Annotated in this window: 16 protein-coding genes and 1 pseudogene; all 17 read right to left on the reverse strand. The window is 55.2% G+C overall.

The genetic code is table 11. The features are described from left to right. Positions 1–975 (reverse strand): annotated as a pseudogene (locus GCU45_RS08840) (polysaccharide biosynthesis protein); the annotation flags it as partial. Further along, the gene (gene wecB / locus GCU45_RS08845; RefSeq protein WP_152398672.1) at positions 968–2,059 is read right to left on the reverse strand and encodes a non-hydrolyzing UDP-N-acetylglucosamine 2-epimerase; all 1,092 of its coding nucleotides are present in this window, start codon (positions 2,057–2,059) and stop codon (positions 968–970) included. The gene wecB and the pseudogene GCU45_RS08840, both read right to left, overlap by 8 nt. Beyond that, entirely contained in the window at positions 2,056–3,522 is a 1,467-nt protein-coding gene (locus GCU45_RS08850; protein WP_152398673.1) for a glycosyltransferase family 4 protein, read from the reverse strand. Before GCU45_RS08850 ends, wecB begins: the two co-directional genes overlap by 4 nt. Before the next feature lie 146 nt (positions 3,523–3,668). Next, a complete protein-coding gene (locus tag GCU45_RS08855; RefSeq protein ID WP_152398674.1) occupies positions 3,669–4,808 on the reverse strand; it encodes a glycosyltransferase family protein in 1,140 nt (379 codons plus the stop codon). A 32-nt stretch (positions 4,809–4,840) separates the two neighbouring features. Then, complete coding sequence (locus tag GCU45_RS08860) at positions 4,841–5,926, reverse strand: CgeB family protein (protein WP_397351543.1); 1,086 nt, start codon at positions 5,924–5,926, stop codon at positions 4,841–4,843. A 183-nt stretch (positions 5,927–6,109) separates the two neighbouring features. Continuing rightward, a complete protein-coding gene (locus tag GCU45_RS08865) occupies positions 6,110–6,436 on the reverse strand; it encodes a hypothetical protein (RefSeq protein WP_076174127.1) in 327 nt (108 codons plus the stop codon). A 3-nt stretch (positions 6,437–6,439) separates the two neighbouring features. Further along, positions 6,440–6,739: a hypothetical protein gene (locus GCU45_RS08870; protein WP_076174124.1), complete on the reverse strand. Its 300-nt coding sequence runs from the start codon at positions 6,737–6,739 to the stop codon at positions 6,440–6,442. Next, on the reverse strand, positions 6,736–7,095 hold the full coding sequence (locus GCU45_RS08875; protein ID WP_105446188.1) for an alpha-helical endospore appendage domain-containing protein: 360 nt from the start codon (positions 7,093–7,095) through the stop codon (positions 6,736–6,738). Before GCU45_RS08875 ends, GCU45_RS08870 begins: the two co-directional genes overlap by 4 nt. A 30-nt stretch (positions 7,096–7,125) precedes the next feature. Continuing rightward, a complete protein-coding gene (locus GCU45_RS08880; protein WP_076174121.1) occupies positions 7,126–7,413 on the reverse strand; it encodes a nucleoside-diphosphate sugar epimerase in 288 nt (95 codons plus the stop codon). 153 nt (positions 7,414–7,566) lie between these two features. Then, entirely contained in the window at positions 7,567–8,946 is a 1,380-nt protein-coding gene (locus tag GCU45_RS08885) for a glycosyltransferase family 2 protein (protein ID WP_167527101.1), read from the reverse strand. Between the two features lie 53 nt (positions 8,947–8,999). Then, positions 9,000–9,824, reverse strand: coding sequence for a GT-D fold domain-containing protein (locus tag GCU45_RS08890; protein ID WP_244364483.1), 825 nt, complete (start codon positions 9,822–9,824; stop codon positions 9,000–9,002). A gap of 260 nt (positions 9,825–10,084) precedes the next feature. After that, positions 10,085–10,816, reverse strand: coding sequence for a sugar phosphate nucleotidyltransferase (locus GCU45_RS08895; RefSeq protein WP_152398676.1), 732 nt, complete (start codon positions 10,814–10,816; stop codon positions 10,085–10,087). A gap of 32 nt (positions 10,817–10,848) precedes the next feature. Then, on the reverse strand, positions 10,849–11,601 hold the full coding sequence (locus GCU45_RS08900; RefSeq protein ID WP_186320360.1) for a glycosyltransferase family 2 protein: 753 nt from the start codon (positions 11,599–11,601) through the stop codon (positions 10,849–10,851). Next, on the reverse strand, positions 11,601–12,713 hold the full coding sequence (locus GCU45_RS08905) for a glycosyltransferase (protein ID WP_152398677.1): 1,113 nt from the start codon (positions 12,711–12,713) through the stop codon (positions 11,601–11,603). Before GCU45_RS08905 ends, GCU45_RS08900 begins: the two co-directional genes overlap by 1 nt. 5 nt (positions 12,714–12,718) lie before the next feature. Further along, positions 12,719–13,420, reverse strand: coding sequence for a glycosyltransferase family 2 protein (locus GCU45_RS08910; RefSeq protein ID WP_244364485.1), 702 nt, complete (start codon positions 13,418–13,420; stop codon positions 12,719–12,721). Next, positions 13,413–13,595: a hypothetical protein gene (locus GCU45_RS33745; protein ID WP_163881379.1), complete on the reverse strand. Its 183-nt coding sequence runs from the start codon at positions 13,593–13,595 to the stop codon at positions 13,413–13,415. The genes GCU45_RS08910 and GCU45_RS33745 overlap by 8 nt, the downstream gene beginning before the upstream one ends. A 173-nt stretch (positions 13,596–13,768) precedes the next feature. Next, a complete protein-coding gene (locus GCU45_RS08915; RefSeq protein WP_167527102.1) occupies positions 13,769–20,635 on the reverse strand; it encodes a WIAG-tail domain in 6,867 nt (2,288 codons plus the stop codon). Between the last annotated feature and the right edge of the window lie 95 nt (positions 20,636–20,730).

Here is a 20,730-nt window from a genome sequence, read left to right on the forward strand (position 1 = left end):
ACCCCCGCGCTCCAGGATATTGCGGATTTCCTCTTTGCTCATCAGGTGGGTGTTTGAAGAGAAGCTGCTGAACGAAACCGGCCGGCAGTGACTGTACCGATATTTCAGGCCAGGTATGTTGAGTGTCGGCAAAATGACCAGATATTCTTCGTCAAACACGACGGTCGAAAGACTCTCATAGTCGCTCATCAAAATTTCATGAATTTTTTCACCCGGACGAACGCCGGATTCAACAATTTGAACATCCTCCCGTCCGGAAGCCTCGATCAATACCTCCGCCAAATCTACGATCCGGCAGGCCGGCATCATCATGACGAAAATTTCGCCGCCGACGCTTTCTTCCGCCGCTTTGAACAGCACGGCGATCGCATCGCGAAGCGTTAAGAAGAAACGTGTCATTTTCATGTCGGTGATAGACACATAGCCCTTATTACGTATCTGTTCTTTGAACACATGCACAACGCTGCCGTTGGTTCCAAGCACATTGCCCCCCCGCACGGTGACGAATCGGGTATCGGTGTGAAGCAGATTCGCGTATACGATCAATTTCTCCCCGATGGCCTTCGTCATCCCATAAAAGTTGGAGGGATTTGCAGCCTTGTCGGTCGAAATATAGAATACTTTTTTAACTTTATTTTCAATTGCGGCCTCGATGACGTTCTGCGTGCCGATCACGTTCGTTTTTAATGCTTCATAAGGCTGATCCTCGCATACCGGAACATGCTTAAGGGCCGCCAGATGAAACACGTAATCGATATTTTTGCATGCCGCCATCAAAGCTTCTTTGTCACGAATGTCTCCGATCCGGAAATGCAGCCGGTCATTTTCGAATTCCCGGCTCATTGCGACCTGAGAGGATTCATTCCGCGAGAAAACCACCACTTCCTTTGGAATGAGCGGCAGCAATTGGGCAACCAACTCATAGCCCCATGATCCGGTGCCACCGGTCACCAATATACGCTGATTTTCAAACATGCACATTCCCTCCAAGCAGAAATTTGACAACCTTATCCGATACATCTTCGGCCAGGTATCCCTGGGGACACTGCCACATCGTGTTCAACTCAAGCATCAGGGCAGCTGAATCGGCAATCCGCTTCGCATCGACGCCTGATACGATGTTGCTTCCGCAATCCACCGTTTCCGGCCGCTCCGTCGTTCGCCTCATCGTGACAGTCGGTACCTGCATAATGCAGCACTCCTCCTGCACGGTTCCGCTGTCCGTTAATGCACAGCAAGCAGATCGCTCCAATTGGACAAAGTCGAAAAATCCAAAGGGTTCATGAAATTCCACCAGAGGGTTCATGGAAAATCCGGAGTGCTCGGCAATCCGTGAAGCGGTCCGGGGATGAATGCTGCAGATGATACGACGGCCGTGATTTTCAGCGATCAGGTTGAGCCCATGCATAATCTGCTTCAGATGCTCTGGCCGGTCCACATTCTCGGCACGGTGCGCGGTGACAAGAAAATACTCCTTCGGCTTAAGACCCAGGACTTTCAGAATACTGCTGCTCCGGGTCTGGGGTTCGTAATGCTTCATTACTTCATAAATGGGGTTTCCGGTAAGAACGATCCGATTGCTCGGAAAACCCTCGGCAATCAAATGCTTCTTGCTCTGTTCTGTATACGGCATATTAATAGAAGAAATCGTATCGATGATACGCCGGTTCTTCTCCTCCGGAACGTTCAGGTCGAAGCAGCGGTTTCCGGCCTCCATGTGTACCACGGGATATCCGAGCCTTTCGGCAAGAATCGCGCAAAGAGCGCTGTTGGTGTCCCCAAGAAGCAAAATTTTATCGGGCTGCTCCCGCTTCAGGATTTCTTCCATTTGGGAGAACATCGCCGACAGCTGCATTCCCAGGGAAGCTGCCGAGTCCTGCAGCACGTAATCGGGCTTTCGCAATCCCAGCTGGCTAAAAAAGATCCCGCTCAGCCTTTCTGCAAAATTCTGTCCGGTATGCACCAGCACGTGGCGCTCCGCATACCGGTCCAGCTTCGGAAGAACGAGACTGAGGCGGATGATTTCTGGCCTTGTACCCAAAATGGTCATAATTCTCATAACTTCCGTCTCCTAATCAATCGTTTCGCTGCCCTCCGTCGCCCGACGGATTTACGCTTCTTGCTCCTCGATCTTCGGAGGGTTTTTCCGCGCGCGGAGCTTCGTGGCCTTTTCGCGAGCTTCTTCAACTTCCTTTTGCGGGTAATCCGTATATAATAGAATCTTCTTCGACTGGACCTCCGCACTTTGCGGGGGGCCTGTGCCTTGTCAACCGGGGGCTCCGCTTGTACCTGCGATCCCTCCACCAGCAGGGGGGCTCGGTTTCCGGCTGTCAGCCAATGAGGATGGTATTCGCGCCATTGACTGACGATTTGATCCAGCCTCCATTGGTAGGCTTCAATTCCGTACAACGCCCTCGCCGCCGCTTCATTGTGCATGCCGATATTCTTCAGGGCAGCCGGATCGCTCAGCAGCATGGCAACCTTATCCGCGAGCCCTTGGGCGTCCCCGACGGGTACCGCCAAATGTCCATTGCCTGTACTTTCCATCAGCTCACCGAGCCCCCCGGATGCAAAGGCCACAACCGGTTTGCCGCACAACATGCCTTCCAGCGCGGTCATGCCAAAACCCTCGGACACCATGCTCGGTACAACCAGAATGTCCATCGCGCTGTAGACCGACTGAACCGATTCCACGAACGGGATAAATTGGAATCTTGATCTATAACCCGAAAATCTGACATCCGTCAAACAGGCATCGTAATAACGGTGATCCGCAGCCCGCCCGATGATCACAAAACGGCAATCGGGATGGCCCGAGCATAGTGACAACGCCATACGAATAAACTCTCTTAGGCCTTTTTCCGGATGAATAAAAGCGGAAATGTAGCCGATGCACTTATGTTCCTCTTTTAGCCCGATCCCCTTTCGTTCGCTCTGCCTTACGAGATCACCAAAGGAGTGAAGCCGTTCGCTGTCCGTCGATGGAGGGAGCAGGCTGATCGGACTGCTAATTCGCCCGTAAAACACACGGGCGGCAGACTCCGAAATCGCAATGATCCAATCGCTGTAATTGTCTACAATGTTTAGCACTTCCGACGTGAATTCGTTCTCCTGAATCACCTCCGTCACTTTCCAAATGACGGGGATTCCCAGCTGTTTAGCGGCGAACGCGGGCAGCGCGTTAACGATCGTGTTCGTCAACACCAGATCAGGCGCGGTCTCTCCGATGAGCCTGACGACAGAAGCATAATCGGGATGGCTGCGTAGCTCATCGGCATTCAGCGGCAGCCGGGAATCCGGAGTATACATCCCGTAAAGCAAGGGAAAGGTCTGAATCATGACCACCGTTCCCTGCTTTCGGGCATGGTCTGTCAGCTTACCTTCACCTGGAGCCACCAAGATGCAATTGAAATAAGACGCCATGCATCGGCAGAACAGGAGCAGCAGCTTCTCGGCTCCTGTAATGCTTTTGGTGTTGCTGACATGCGAGAACAGCATCAATTTGGGTTTAGTCATATCCATGTTTTAGGCCCACCTGCAAAAATCGTACAGGGGTGCGAATCACACCTCCTTTCACCCAGATAATACAAGATATGAGCGGCGACACTTGCCGGCACTGACACATGCTACCCGTCATTCGTACAAAAAAGCCTCCAAACGTATAGAGACTACGGGAAAATGATCGTGAGCATCTCGTTCAGGCGTTTGCCGTACGTATGGTCTCTGAACGTTCTCTCCAAGGCGTTCAAGGCGATCTGTCTGCGTTCTTCCTCGTGGGCAAGATAGTATTCAATTTTGTACAATAACTCCTCCGGTGAACTGTAAGTTTCGATCTCCACACCAGGCGTATAAAATTTGGCCAGGTCGCTCCGGCTGTCGCTTAGCTGAAGCGTCGCGCAGGCGGAAATTTCAAAGGTGCGGGGATTAGGGGAAGCTGCGGGAATTTTAATAGCGTTGTTGTTGACGGTATCGTCTTCATGGGAGCGGTGCAGATTGATGACGATCTTTGAGCCGTTATAAGCCTCCGCGGTCTCGGCCGGGCCCATCCATTTGTTGAGCTCGATCCGGTCCTGATAGGCTGTATATTGAGGCAGACGGTCCCACCAGATCCCGTTGAATACGGTATTATGCTGCATAAGCCGGTCGATGATCGGATCAAAAAAGCCGATGCGGTTCCAGTACGCCGAGCCGATAAAGCTGACATCCCGGCGAAGCGGAGATATATTCCTAGATGGCCGGTAGTATTCGGTGTGTGCGGCAAAAGGCAAATGATAGACATGCGTGCATCCCAACTGCTGATAAAAAGGAATGCAGTTGGACTCCAACGTGAAGATGTAGTCATAATGTTTGACGTTCTCCGTCGTCATGTCGGTATAGTAGGGATCGTCCGTAAGCCAGACGGCCGTGCGGATTCCAAGCTGCCGAATGATATCCATCATTTCGTTGTTTACGAACATGCCGTCCAAAGCGAGCACCAGATCTGGAGCCGCCTGCAAAACCGCTTCGACGGTGATCTGCCCCGGTTCGATAATAACCACCTCGGCGACCATGGTCCGGAGCGTGGAAGAGATGGCCTCGTCCAGCGGCGAATACGGGTACCCCTTGCCCGAAGCGATATACAAGACGCGAATTTGACGGAACGGGACGGATTCAGCCGGCCGGCTGGCGATCACGTCCGCACGGCCTCGCAAATAACCTTCGTCATATCCGCGGCGATAGCCGTCCTGTCGTCCCCTGGCTCTCGCTTGGGCGGAATCGTAACTCAGGGTCATCTCAGGGACCCTTGAGGGCCATTTAACCTTCGACATATCGACACTCCCTTGTTTGATATTGTCCGGTGTCAGAACTGTTCCAGAAACGTTCTCATCCGGGAAATAAACGTATGCTCCTGCCGAGTCGTGTACAGCCCGCGGGCAGCCATGATTCTCCGCTCCTCTTCATGCTCCAGGTAATAGATGATCTTGTTTTTAAGTTCCTCAGTGGATGTATAGGTTTCGATGTCATAGCCTGGTCTGTAATAATTGGTGAGATCTTCGCGGATATCTGTGATCTGCATCGCTCCGCAAGCACTGATTTCATAGGTCCTGGGGTTGATCGATTTGCCGCTGATCCGATGACTGTTGCGGTTGTCCTGCCCCCATTCGTCGGGACGGTGGATATTGATGACCACTTTCGCCCCATTGTAATAGCGGACTGTTTCCTCCGGCGGAATGAACCCAAGCCGTACCGAGCGGCCCAGCAAATCCTGCCGGGACAAGCGTTCCCAGAACCCCCCAGCAATCAACACTTTCTTATCCTTCAGAAACGGTGCCATTTCGTCAAAAATAGCGACGCGGTTCCAAAAGGCATTGCCGATAAAGCAAATGTCGTACAGGTGCTCCGGTCCGCAGCGCAGGGGCTTGAACATGTCAGCGTTCACGGCCAGCGGCAAATAGTGGACTCTTTTGACCCCAAGAGCACTGTAAAAAGGCACGCATCCCAGCTCGTGGGTAAACACGACGTCGTACGCGGTGCATGCGGCCGCGGTATCCTCGCTAAAATAGGGATCATCGACAAACCAGACGGCCGTCTTGATCCCCATCGCGCGAACCCGCCGGATATCCTCCAAATGATTTTCGGGAAATACATGCAGTCCGTTCAATACGAGGATGAGATCCGGACGCTCCTTTTGAGCAAGCTCCAGCATCTTCGGAGCCTCTACGACGATACATTCTCTGACCAGGCTGCTAAGCGCGGCGGATATACCCTGATCAATGGCATGAAAGCCCTGCGGAATATAAAATACTTTCATGTCCCGGTAATAAGGCTCCGGAGCGGGTATCCGTTCCATGACAGCCTGACAGACACCAAGGCGCAAGCCGTCCTCGTAGCCCTGCAGGTAACTGGAGCTTGCCGCCGTTTCAGCCACATTTTCCACAGTCTTCACCCTGTCTGTCTTGAATTGTGAAAGAACAATATAAATATATGCGGAAGAGGCAATTGCATCATGGACGACTGCCTTCGCGCGGATAAATTGGCGGATGCCCTGCCGAAAAACGGCAAAAAGCCTTTCGCCCCATGGCTATCCCATGGAGCGAAAGGCTTGACTGTGTCCCGTTCCCTCATGCTATTACTTTGATTGGTAGGCTAGCAAATGACCATCTTCATAGCCTTTGGCAAAACCCGCGTTGAACCCTTCATTGTAAGCTTCGTCAAATCCTTGGCTGTACGCCGAGTCCGGACTGGTATGAGGCTCTACACCTTGAGCCACAGGCACAGGCAGCACCGGCTTTACGACCCGTTTCCGTTTTCTGCGAATGCTTTTGATCCGATGCTTTCTTTTTTTGGGTAGCAGGTGTTTACGCCGCTTTTTCAACTTGATGACTCGCGCCTTACGGCTAAGCAGCAGGCGCTTCACGGATTTTGGCCTCCGATGACGTTTTTTCTTCGTTATCATCCGTTAATCCTCCTGTAATTCTCGGGTGACTGCGAAATGGGCGGATAGAGATGCGTTTAACCAGGGCGGCGCGGAATTCCCGCTTCGGGGCTGGCACAGGCTGATGCCCGTGAGCATCCGGCATAATGCGTCCTGATGCTGCGTCAGGAGCCGGATATTTTCAAGAAGTGCCCGGGCAGAGAGATCCGACTCGGAAGAAATGTCGGCGATGCTCCCGAGAATCCGGGCCAGCGCCTTTTGGCTGAGCGCGATAGATTGAATCAGCTCCAGCTTCGTTTCCTGCTCACGAAGGAGCAAACTCATTTGCCCATGTCTCCGAGGCCGCCGTAATCACCGCCGCCAAACATGCCTTCTCCACCACCACCGCCGCCGCCGCCGTACTCTTCTTCTTCCTGTACGAGCAATGCTTTCAAGTTGCTGCACAATCCATTCTCCATCTTCGTAAGTCCCTCCAACAACTCCACGATCTGACCGTGAATCTGCAGAGGCTCGCTCAGTTGATTTTCATGGCTTGCAAACGCATCCGAGTTCAAATGATTCAGCGTCCAGTTCCGCATTTTTTCGGCTTCGACCGCTTTGGCTTCCAGAATCATGGCGATGTTCCACTGGATTTTGGAGGCGGCGTCCAGCATATGCAAAAAGGCCTGTTCTCTGCTCATATCCAGCACTCCCTTACGTTTCTCCCGAAATTATTCCTCTTCATTGCTGCCCATCTCTTTCACCACATGATTCAACGTTTCCGCCAGCGCTTCCTGCAGGTCAGCAATGCTGCTAAGGTAAGAAATAATGCTCTTGTTGATCTGGCTGGAATTTTCAATCAACCCGCTCACACCGTCAAATTCAGGATGTTCATCGGGCAAATCATGAATAATCTGGGCCATCCGGACCGCCACTTGGCGCTCGGCATCCAGAACCCTGGCCATTTGCTGCTTGGAATGTGACATATGGGTAAGCATTTCGTCAATTTTGCTCTGCATTCCGGTCCCTCCCTGGTGATAGGTCACGCCTTCTGCGAATAGGCGGTCCGCCTGATCCGCATCTGCCTGCTATATCCTATGCCACCATCCTGAAGTCAGTTACGCGATTGGAGGCAGCATCCGTTTTTTTCTCATCATTTTTTTAGAAAACCGTCAAAGCACGGGATTATCCAGGTGCGGGGGGGCGATGATCAGATCCCCTTCCGGCACAGAATTTAACCGCTCGGGCGGCCACACCGATCGTTTTCTCAACGCCATATGCCATCGTTCCAGGGTATGCAGCGATGCAAACGGCCTCAGCGTTCCGCGGGACCATTGGTATACCCGTCCACCGGGGCCCTCCACCAGCTGACCGGCGCCGGCCTCCCCGGCCGATAAGGACTCATCCATTGCTGCCGAATCCAGCATTTCCCTGATCTGCTCGCTTGTCAGAGAATACTCACCGTCTGGAATTTGCCGGATATCTAACCTTGACAGCAGTACGGCTTCTGTACCCACTTGTCCCGCCCCGCCGCTAAGAGCGTACTTCCGCCCGTTCAGCAGAAAATACACAAGGCCAGACTGGTCCCGTACCAGTACATGCGACGGGTAAAAATCATGCCCGCTTCGCAATCCGGGAAACCGAGCCAGCGCGCCTTCCTTCATGTTCGTCACCCAAGCGTAAGGATTATCCCACTTATTCGTGTAATACGACTCGTTATGATGATGGACCGACTCAAACTGCGGGCCCAACTGTTTCATGCTTACGCTTCCGAAATGGTGGATAAACGAATCCCCGGCAATAAACAATTTCCGGCCGGTCAGCCGGAGCCGGATGATCCAGTCGTCGTCTTCATAGTTGCCGATCCGGTACCCCTCATCCAAATAACCGATGCGGTGCAGAACATCTCTGTGGAGCAGCAGGCAAAAGCCGACCAATCGGTCGGCTTCACGCCATTTCCCTTCGTCCGGCACATTATGACCGGCTGCAAATTCCCACATCTCCTTCACATCTTCGTAAGGAACCGGAATTTGCTGTTCCCCGCTGATATAGTTCGTCACAGGCCCCACGGCGCCGATCTGAGGGTCGCTGTCCAGGCAGCGGAGCATATGGGTCAGCCAATTCGGGGTGACGAGAATATCATTGTTCAGGATGACAACCGTTTCTCCCTTGGCCATCATGATGCCGTAATTGACGCCGCCGGCAAATCCGCGGTTCTCCTCCAGCCTTGCAAACCTGATTTTCCCGCCAAACGGCTTGAGGCAGGAGGCAATATCGTCCGTAGACGCATTGTCAACGACAATAATCTCATGCGGTTCCGGCGTATGGGCCTCAATGCTCCCTATACACTGGATCAGATATTCGGCCTGGTTATAGGTCGGAATGATGATGCTGGTGCCTTGAAACGGAATATGGAATGTGTCCCTTCCCTTTACCAGCCCTTCCTTGTACCCGCGTTCGTAACCCTCGTTATATCGGTCGCTTCCAGAGGATGAGGGAGGAGACTGCCGGATTGGCCGGCGGCCCCTTGCACTCCTGAACCGCTTTTTCATTTCAATCCCTCCCCGTTTTGCACACATGATATTTCTCTCCGCTATACACCTTACTATCTGGCATAAGGAATCTCACCGGAAACGAGCTTATCCGCCAGATGTCCAAAATCCAGCGCAACTTTGCCCAGCTGGCTCGCGATACGCTCGCAGATCACGACCGCGGGAATGCCGCTGGCCACGAGAGCCAGGTCAAATTCGCATATGGCCGCCTCCTGCATCACCCTTGGAATGTCCGAAAATCCCCGCACCGGGCTGATTACACCGGCTATGGTCAGCGAAGCCGAAGCCAGCAGCATATTCGCAAGCTCGGGAGCCCGGTTTCCGATCAGAAGCAGCCGTTTCCCCGGGAGAAGCTGCTGCAGCAGACCATGCTCATGCAGCGCATAATTCATCGTGGATGTCGTCAGTGTCAGGCTGCGGTAAGATAGCCCGTAATACCGGAGCACCGGGAACAAAAGGCCCTGGAACGTCGGCAGACGGGAATGCGGAATGCCGATGATCCCGGCCATGCGGAGCGAATCGGCCAGCATATCTCGTGCCTGCGGATCAGGCAGCTGCATTCCTGCTGTCGAGAGAAAGCGCCCCTTTTGTCGTACTTCCTCCAGCGGAAGCACGGTGTCATGGGCCAGGGCCAGCAATTCTCCGTCTCCCAGTCGGACAACCGACAGGGGCTGGCCAACGGCCAAGGCATGCGCCATGCGGCCATGGACCTCTTCGGGGCGCAATAGCTGGAGCCAATGTTCCCGGTATGCCGATATTCCCGCGGCGATTACCTCATTGGCACCTATATCCGGCAGTACCGTATACGGTGGAAGCTGGGAGGCGACTGTCTCCTCCACCCCTTCTGCATATCCGGCCTGGTAAGCAATGTCCTGCACCTTTTGGATATCGATCGAGGGCTCCGTACTGGGTTCACTGGGCCTCTCTTGGGGAAGAGGATGCACCGCGAGGGGAGTAAGCCCCGGCAGGTTCGGATGCTTTATACCATTTCCCCGCTGGCCGTACTTGTGCTTTCTTTTCTCCTTTCGGTTCAGGGGAGCATGCCGCCGACGGAGTATTAAACGTCGCTTGGCCAATTTGACACGAAGAGCCCTCTTCCATGGAGGAATGAAGGCTCTGTTTCGGATCCGAGGGCGGCTCATGGGAGAATTCCCTTCATTTTTTTGCCTGCTTCTTGCAGAGATTCAAAGGTTCCCGCGTCGCCCCACCAATGCTGCAGGATATCGTACTCCAGCCGCCCGTCTGCCGCATAGACGTTGTTGACGTCGGTTATTTCGAGTTCTCCCCGGTCCGATGGACGGATCCCGGAAATGATATCGAACACGGCGGTGTCATACATATAAAAACCGGTGACGCTGTAAGAAGATTTAGGCTTCGCTGGCTTTTCTTCAATCCGGCTGATGAGCTCCGGGTGCGCCCGGTCAAACACCGGGACACCATACCTTCTGGCATCCTGAACCTGTTTCAGGAGAACCCGCGCCGTCCCGGCAGGCTGCTGCGCAAATTTATTTACATACGTGCTTAAATCATCCATAAACAGATTATCTCCAAGCAGAACGACGAATTTTTCGTCCTTCATAATAAAGCTTCTTCCTCGATCCAGTGCCTCGGCGATTCCTCCCGCAGACTCCTGAATCCGGTAGGTTAGCTGCACACCAAAATCCTGACCGCTTCCCAAAAATTCCGTATACAAACCTGCGGACTGTTTGCCCATGACAATAAGAATTTCCTTGATTCCTGCCTGGCGCAATCTGTCGATGCCGTATACGATCATGGGATACTTTCCGACAGGTAGCAAATGCTTGTTGATCAGCCGGGTCAGCGGATACAATCGGGTACCTGTCCCGCCTGCCAAGATAATACCTCTCACTGCACCACTCCTCCTTCAGATATGCTGCCTGCTTACTCTATAAACTGGCGGGGATCAATCTGCCACTTCTCTATAAACAAGCGGTGATTCCGGTCAATCAGCTGTTGAATCTGTTCGGAGGATGCCTGTTTAAAGCTGGCGCTGCCCTGATGGTGAACGAGCGCATCCCCGCAAATCAGCAGATGAAAGCCGGCCAACCGAGCCCTGTAGCAGTAATCGTCATCCTCATAATGACCTGGTGAGAATGCTTCATCCAGAAATCCGATCCTGCTCAGCACTTCCCGTTTTATAAGCAGACACATGCCGATAACCCGGTTCACTTCCACCCAGCGGGACGGATCTGGCTGATTGTTTCGGGCAGCTGTCAGCTGGAATTCTTCTGTATTGTTAAAAGAAACATCCACCTTTTGTCTACCCGAGGCTGCATTGGTAACAGGCCCGACCAAGCCGACATCCGGCCGGCTGTGCAGGGCGGCGAGCATATTGGATAACCAGTTCGTCGTAACCGTCACATCGTTGTTGAGCAGGAGCAGATCGTCCCCTCCAGCCGCCGCCAGACCGATGTTGCAGGCGACTGGAAACCCGCGGTTCGCCGGAAGGGAGATAAATGGAATTCCCTCCTTGATGCAGTAGCCGTCGGTACCGTCAGTCGAGGCGTTGTCGACAACGATGATTTCGTACGGGGTATCGGTGTATTTGCGGATCGCCTCGATGCAGGGGGCAAGCAGATGCAGGCCGTTATGCGTGGGGATGATGATGCTCGTCATTCGCTGATTCAGACTCATCAGGCATTCCTCCGCAAGGCGACTTCCGTCCGGGAGACTGTAGAAGATTGGGGCATCCAGCCGGCATCAATCAGCGCATGGAACGCTTCCGCATGGTCACCGATAATCAGGTCTGCCACCGCATTGCCGGTGCCCGTATTCCCGGGACGCTTCCGGTTTGCGCTGATCACGTCAACCGGCTGCACCAGCGCGAAGCGGTGCCCCTTCGCAAGGGCTAAGGCTTGGGCCTTGGGGGGAACCATCAACTGCTCGCTGCCGATATTTTCAATCAAACGTCTTGCCAGTGCATGTGGAACGGCCGTTAGCGAATTTGCCCCCAGTTCCGGGTGCCCGAGCACCGTATTTAAAAAGCTTTTGCACCGCGTTACCTCATCCTGATGCATATATGGCGGCAAATACGGATTCAGGTCATTCAGCGCAGCGTCTATCCCTTCATCCACCTTATATATAAAAGGAGCCAGTTCCTCGGCGGAGATCACGACATCCCCGTCCGTAAACAACACGATATCCGCCGAGGTCATGGCGGCCCCCATGCTCCGACCCACGTCATGTCCGAGCCGGCCCGGAACATGGAGGATGCTGGCGATCCGGTGATTGCGTGCAGCCGAGTAGCTTTGATCCCGGCAGCCGTTCAGTACGACGATTACTTCCTGGAACGGCAGCCGTTCCAATTGCTGAAGCACCTTGCCCAGCGTATCCTGTTCATTGCTGGCACAGACGACGGCTGCGGCCGTCCTTGCCAGTGGCAGCGGAATACGGGCGTCCTTTCGCCCGGAGGCTTTGGCATAGCCGCCAATGTAGCTCTTTGACAGCCGGAGCATCGTTCGAATATCCGGACGCTTTTTCACATGTGACGCACACCAATCGGTAAACGCCCGCTGAAGCGGCGATTCATAGAGGAGCACCTCATCTTCTCCGGCGTTGGATTTAGCCCCTTCAAGTAGTCCTTCCTCATAAGCAGCATCCGCCAGCTTGCTTTCCCCCGCCCGGTGGATCGACGGTAGCGCCGCACGGCTCCGCTTCGGAATGGTGCGCCTTTCCTGCCGTCGCTTCCTCCCGGCCCAGTTTATTCGAGACCGAGCCGTTACACTTCTTCTTGTTCTTCTTCTCATCAGGCTCACCTTCTCACCCGCTTTCGTTCCCGTCCCAGATCGCTTCGGAGCCCCCTCGGATCCGTTACCGACAAATACCACTTCACTGCCTGAATATGATCCGCAAGAACCACCTCCTGCAGTGGATCTTTTCCGTCCACTTTAGCTCTCCGCTTATTTAACCGTCCTACGGGTATTTCATGAACCGCTTCGACCCTAAGCCCGGCATTGACTGCCTTTGCTAAAGCAAGGGGAGGGACCGACAGGCATTCGGCTCCAAGCTTTTCGACGGCGCGGCGGCTTAATGCATGCGGGACGGCGGTCAGAGAGGATCCAAGCAGATCGGCGCGGTGCAGCATCGTATTTAGAACATGCTTGGCCTGAACGACCGGATGCGCCTGACGCCGGCGAACCGGGCCTCTATACCGGTTCAGCGCGACATCCACCCCGCCAATAACCGCCGTGACGAAGGGACGAAGCTGCCCGGCACCGATCGGCATGTCTCCGTCCAGGTACAGCATTACCTGCCCCCGGGCGGCCTGCGTCCCTGCGCTTCTTCCCACATCATGCCCAAGCGGATGCTCATACCTCAGCACACGAGCTCCCGCAGACTCGGCCGCCTCTGCCGTTCGGTCGCGGCAGCCGTTGGCTACGACGATAACCTCGCAGGAAGGATGTACCCGCAGCGCTTCCCGGACCACGGCAGCGATCGTCTTCTGTTCATTCATCGCAGGGATGATCACCGATAAGACCGGAGGAAGGTCGGTATGGGGCATTCGCCTTGCCTGCGGCTTGGTTCGATGCCTGGTTCTTGACCATACGCCCGTCTTCGATGCTTGTCGGTACTTTCGGCGGGTTGGTCGATAGGTTCGTCTGTATCTTATCCGCCTCATCATTCGACATATCCCTCCCTGTCATATCAGCACGTAACTCATCACATCCTATGCCATGGGGAATGCCGTGGAAGCGGCGTTTGTGCAATGTATTTAGGTATCGTTCACGGATTTCATCACGATACTTGCTGATGATCAAGAGCATAACAAAAAAGCGCGGGGACTCTGCCCCGCGCTGGTTACTTATTCCTTATCTTTATTCTCTTTTGGTTCTGCCTCAGTCCTGAACGCGCTTCGCTGCCTCATGCTGCGCTGTGCATAGCCCGTGGTTCCTTTTCCTGATGGAGAGACCGAGCCGATCGCGATCCAGGACAGGAAACCGAAGGTTTCCGGGCCCACCCGTCTTCTCACCACTTCGATAAAGGCGATATCTTCCCGCTGCGTGTTCAATACAGCATAGAAATCGGGATGATTGCACATCGCCACGATCACATAATGGGTGTTTGGATACGGTTCTGGCAGCGTCACCGGTACTTCAACCTGCAGCTGGCCTTCGCCGATCCGGAAAGAAGTGATGCCGTACTGTTGAAGGGCCGGCTGTCCCGAAGCACTCTGAACGGGTGCAAAAGCAAGCTGTTCACCGGTGACCGACCTAGCGGCGATGTGTCTGTTCTGGATCGCCCCGTTCTGGATATGGTCCGAATGGACCGCCCCGGATTGAAGATGCCATTCCTGGATGCTGCTCGCCTGAAGGTGAAGTGGCTGAATCGTTTCCGGCTGGATGTGGCTGCCGTCGATCGTGTTCGGGGCAATTTTATCGCCCGTAACGGCTTCATCTTCCAGCAGACCGGTGGTAACGGACTCCGGTGCCAGGTGATGCGCCTGGACGCTGCCCGGCTGCAGATGGTCCGAGGATACGGATTCAGGGGCCAGATGATCCGGACCGACTACACCCTCTGCCAGATGTTCACCTTGGATGAGGCCGGGCTGCAGGTGCCATTCCTGCACAATCCCGGACTGCAGATGGTGCGGCTGAATCGTTTCCGGCTGGATGTGGCTGCCGTCGATCGTGTTCGGGGCAATTTTATCGCCCGTGACGGCTTCATCTTCCAGCAGACCGGTGGTGACGGACTCCGGCGCTAGGTGATGCGGTTGTACGCTGCCCGGCTGCAGATGGTCCGAGGATACGGATTCAGGGGCCAGATGATCCGGACCGACCGCTCCTTCTGCAAGATGTTCGCCCTGAATGAGGCCAGGCTGCAGGTGCCATTCCTGCACAATGCCGGACTGCAGATGGTGCGGCTGAATCGTTTCCGGCTGGATATGGCTGCCGTCAATTGTGTTCCGGGCAATTTTTTCCCCCGTGACGGCTTCATCTTCCAGCAGACCGGTGGTGACGGACTCCGGCGCTAGGTGATGCGGTTGTACGCTGCCCGGCTGCAGATGGTCCGAGGATACGGATTCAGGGGCCAGATGATCCGGACCGACCGCTCCCTCTCCCAGATGTTCGCCCTGAATGAGGCCGGGCTGCAGGTGGTACGGCCCGATGGATTCCGGCTGGATATGGCCGCCATCGACCGCACGGGAAGCGATCTTATCCCCCGTTACAGCATCCTTTTCCAACGAATCGGCCGTGACGGACTCCGGCGCCAGGTGATGCGGTTGTATGCTGCCCGGCTGCAGATGGTCCGAGGATACGGATTCAGGGGCCAGATGATCTGGACCGACCGCTCCCTCTGCCAGATGTTCGCCCTGAATGAGGCCGGGCTGCAGGTGGTACGGCTCGATGGATTCCGGCTGGATATGGCTGCCGTCAACCGTTTGGGAAGCAATCTTATCCCCTGTTACGGCTTCCTTCTTCAGCGATTCGGTCGTAACCGAATCCGCCGCCAGATGATGCGGCTGGATAAGGCCTGGCTGCAGATGCCATTCCTGAATCGTCTCAGCGTGAAGGTGGTACGGCTGGATCGACTCGGGTTGGATATGGCTGCCGTCGACCGCATGAGGAGCAATCTTGTCACCCGTAACGGCCTCATCTTCCAACGATTCGGTCGTGACGGTATCCGGCGCAAGGTGATGCGGTTGGATGCTGCCTGGCTGCAGATGACCCGAAGTGACGGATTCGGACGCCAAATGCTCCGGGCCGACACCTCCTTCTGCAAGATGTTCTCCCCGAATAAGGCCAGGTTGCAGATGATATGACCGGATCGACTTGGGCTGGATATGGCTGCCGTCCAGTGTATTGGAGGCAATCTTATCCCCAGTAACGGCATCATCTTCCAACGAATCGGTCGTAACCGAATCCGGGGCAAGGTGATGTTGCTGGATGCTGCCCGACTGCAGATGATCCGAGGTGACGGAATCGGCTGACAGATGATCCGGACCGATAGTACCTTCGGCAAGATGCTGGCCCTGGACGATACCCGGCCGCAGATGCCATTCCTGCACAATGCCGGACTGCAGATGGTGCGGCTGGATCGATTCCGGCTGAATATGGCTGCTGCCTACGGCGCGAGAAGCGATTTTATCTCCCGTGACGGCTTCATTCTTCAGTGCATCTGTCGTGACTGCATTCCGGTCCAGATGATGCGGCTGAATGCTGCCCCGCTGCAGGTGAGCCGATGTGACGGATTCGGATGTCAGATGATCCGTGCCGACCGCTCCCTCTGCAAGATGTTCTCCATGAATGAGACCGGACTGCAGATGGGACGGCTGAATCGATTCCGGCTGGATATGGCTGCTGCCAACCGCGTTGGAAGCAATTTTATCACCCGTCACTGCTTCGTCTTCGAGTGAATCCGTCATGACCGAATTCCGTGCCAGGTGGTACGGCTGGATGCTGCCCTGCTGCAGGTGATCCGAGGTGACGGATTCAGCTGCCAGATGTTCCGCGCCGACCGCTCCCTCTGCAAGATGTTCTTCATGAATGAGGCCGGGCTGCAGATGGGACGGCTGAATCGATTCCGGCTGGACATGGCTGCTGCTAACCGAGCCTGGAGCGATTTTATTCCCCGTAACGGCTTCGTCCTTCAGAGAATCAGTCGTAACGGAACTCCGATCCAGGTGATGCGGCTGGATGCTGCTCCGCTGCAGATGATCCGAGGTGACCGATTCGGGGGCCAGATGATCCGGACCGACGGCCCCTTCTGTAAGATGCTGGCCCTGAATGAGTCCTGGCTGCAGATGCCAATCCTGGATGCTCTCGGCCTGAAGGTGAAGCGGGAGGATCGATTCCGGCTGGATGTGGACACTTCCTATCGCACCCGTGGCCAATTTAGCCGAGCTTACGGATCCATCCTTCAGCGCATGCTCGTGAACAGACCCAAAGGCCAGGTGCTCCGCCGTTACGGCCCCTGTCTGGATGTGATGGCTTCCGATCGACGTGTCCGCCAGCTTATCGGCTGTGACCGCACCGGGATGCAGCGCTTCGCTATGCACCGAACTCGTGGCCAGATGCTGCATACCGACACTGCCTGCCTGAAGCTGTTCCTCTCCGACCGATTCGGGGGCTAAATGCCTGAAGTCCACCGCACCCGGGGCAATGTGCTGCTTCTCCACGCTCTTTTCCTGAAGCTGAGCCGAGCCGATCGATTTCGCCTGGATATGGCGGGTTCCGATCGAATCCGGCGCGATCTTGTCACCGGTTACTGATCCGCCCTGGAGGGCAACTTCGGATACCGCATCCGGGGCAAGATGGCCGGATTGTATGCTGCCGTTCGTCAGATGGGTCGCTGTGACGGATGCCGGCGCTAACTGCTTGGAGCCGACAGCTTCTTCACCCAGGTGGCCGTTGCGGATAATCCCCTCCTGAAGATGCTCGAAACCGATGGAGGCCGGTTTCAGATGGGCGCTGTCGACGGATGCCGGTGCCAGCTTGGAGGCGCCCACCGCACCATCCTGCAGTGCCTCCGAATATACCGCACCTTCGGCCAAATGCTGGGCCTTGATGCTGCCTGACTGAAGCTGCTCTTCTCCCACGGAATCCGGAGCAAGATGCCGGAAGCCGACTGCCCCTGGGGCAAGATGCCGCTGCTGTACGCTTTTCTCATGGAGATGAATAGAGCGGACGGCATCCTGCTTGATATTGACGCTGCCGACCGATTCCGGTCCGAGCTTCGATGCGGTTATTGCGCCGTCCTTGATGGCTTCTGTGTTAACCGATAACTGACTCAAATGGCGTTCCTGGATCAATGCGGACTGCAGATGCCCTTCGCTGACCGAGCCGGGTGTGAGATGACGCTCGCCGACAATGCCTTCAGCCAAATGTCTTTCCTCGACAGTACGGTCTTGCAGGTGCTCACCGGAAACAGAACCGGCCTGGAGCTGATTCCCTCCGACTGAGCCTGCCGTGAGATGACGCTCACTGATGATATTATCAGCCAGATGCTTCTCTTCCACGGCTTGGTTCTGCAGATGCACCCCGGAGACGGAACCGTCCTGAAGCTGATTTCCGCCGATCGAACCGAACGTAAGGTGACGCTCACTGATGATATTGTCAGCCAGATGCTTCTCTTCCACCGCTTGGTTTTGCAGGTGTGTTCCGGAGACAGAGTCGGCCTGAAGCTGGGTTCCTCCGACCGAACCGGCTGTAAGATGGCGCTCACTGATGATATTGTCAGCCAGATGCTTCTCTTCCACCGCTTGGTTTTGCAGGTGTATTCCGGAGACAGAGTCGGCCTGAAGCTGGGTTCCTCCGACCGAGCCGGCCGTGAGGTGGCGCTCACTGACGATACCTTCGGCCAGATGTTTCTCTTCTACTGAATGGTTTTGCAGGTGCGCTCCGGTGACGGAATCGGCCTGAAGCTGGGTTCCTCCGACCGAGCCGGCCGTGAGATGGCGCTCGCTGACGATGCCTTCAGCCAGATGCTTTTCTTCGACCGCTCCACTGTGCAAATGCACGCTGGAAACCGAGCCGGGCTGAAGCTGTACTCCGCCGACTGATTCTTCCGAGAGATGCCGCTGGGTTACCGCACCCACGTTGATCGAGCGGGAAGTGACGGCGTTGTCGGACAAATGCTCACTGCTTACGGACGCGGAGGCCAGCTTGGGGCTGCTCACACTCCCATCAGCCAGTTTGGCCGACGTCACCGCCAGATCCTGAATTTTGTCGGTCGCCACGCTTTCGGGCGAAAGCTTCAGGGAGGTGACCGCATGGTCCGCTAAGTGAGCCGGATAGATAATGCCGTGATTGAGATGACCGGATTGGACGCTTCCTGCCGAGAGCTTTTCTGCAGTTACCGCTTCATTCCTAATGATTGCGTTGTGTACGATTCCGGGCGTCAGATGATCTGCGTTCACCGAACCTTTGGCTATATGCTGGGTTGTGACGGCCTGATCCTGAATCGCGGACGCCCGCACGCTGTTGTCGGACAAATGCCGATCCTGAATCGAAGCCGGGCGGATATGCTCCGCGCTGATGCCGCCTTCGGCTATATTGCGGCCGCCGACCGCGCCGTCTGCCAGTATGCCGCTTGTCACGCTGCCGCCTGCGAGCTTTTCACCAATGACAGATTTGTTCTGCAGATGACGGGAAGCTACCGCTCCATCCGAGATATGCTGCTCGACAATGGCGCTGCGGGTAATGTGTCCCGTAGTGATCGACCCGTGTCTGACATGAGAGCCTTCCACGACGTTTGCCGCAATATGGCTGCCGTTAACAGCCCCCTGCTGAATGTGGGACGTCTGGATGGAATTCGGCGCAATCTGTGCTTTCTGGACGGCACCTTGTGCCAGATGCCGGGTCTGCACGGCTTCGTCTGCAATCTTCTGGGGCAGAATGCTTTGATCGGCAATTTTAGATGAGGTGACCGTCTGCTCGACAATATGCACCGTTCCGACCGACTGCTCCGCCAATTTGTTCGCCCCGACGCTGTGGTCGGCCAAGTGCGCTGCAGTGATCTCGCCGGGGGCGATATGCTTGCCGCGAATGGTCGCATCCGCCAAATGCGCGGACGTTACCGCAAAGGGTGCCAATATTGGCCCGGTCACGGCTCCATCCTGCAGATGTTGGGTGCCGACAGATTTTTTGGCGACATGCTCGCTTGACACGCTCCCCGTCGCGATTTGATTTCCGCCAACGGAGCCGTTCTGAAGAAGTTCCCCGGTCAGTGATCCTTCCCGTATATGAACGCTTTCGATGGAGCGCTCCTTCAGCTTGTCGCCAGTTATTTCGCCGGTCCGGATCTTCGAGCCGGTAACGGCGCCTTCGGCCAGTTTCGACGTGTCGATCACTTCATTGGTCAAATGCATGGACTGGATGCTGGCCCCAGCAATTTTGCTTGCCGTTACGGCTTGGTCTTGCAGCAGATCTGTGTTTACGACCAGACTGCTCAAATGGCGTGACGTGATGGAACCGTCGGCGATTTTGGTGGAATCGATCACCTGGTCGCCCAGCTTGGCGGATGTAATGCTTCCGTCGCGGATTTTTTCCCCGCTGATGGAGCGATCCCGAATTTTGCTGCCGCTGATCGCGCCGTCGGTCAGATGCTCCTCCAAAATGGACTCAGAAGCAATTTTGGAGGAGACCACGGAGCCGTCGGCTAAGTGAATATGAGAAACAGCATAATCGGCAATGGCCTCGCTGCCTACCGAGCCGGGCTGAAGTCTGGACGAGTCAATGGCCCGGAGCGCAATTTTGGACGTCGTGACCGAACCGTCGCTCAGATCATCCGTATAAATGATTGGCTCCGGGGAGTTCGGCATCCTTTTTTCTTCAATGATCTCCTCCAGCTCCTCACGGTTCCGAACCGGTACCGTCTCCTCAGGTATAGCTTCTTCAATAACAGGCTCCTCGGGTACCGCTTCCTCGGATACCGCCTCCTCCTCGGGCTCTTCTATTGCCTCAGGCTTGCTCTCTGCAGTGTCCTCCATTTGGTGCTCTTGTATCGGTTCAACTGTGTCCAAAGTCGTTGTTTGCTGGACTTCTTCCTTTTCAAGGACTGCATCAGGGGCAATGGATCGGATTTCCGCATATGAATCAAGTTGGTTTGTCTTTGGCGCCGTTACTTTGCTTTTACGGATCAGTTCCAACTCCTGAATTTCAGGATTATCCACGAAATAGAGGTTCTTGTTCGGTTGTTTAACCGTCCGGCTTTTATTTTTCTTCTTCAAAAGACCTCGCTCCTTCCTGACCGGATGCATCTTGGGCATCATATGCGAACAAATAGGCCGTTGTCACTGATTTCCCGGTTTTTGTAACGATTTTG

Source organism: Paenibacillus cellulositrophicus (assembly GCF_009363095.1).
GTDB lineage: Bacteria > Bacillota > Bacilli > Paenibacillales > Paenibacillaceae > Paenibacillus_AQ > Paenibacillus_AQ favisporus.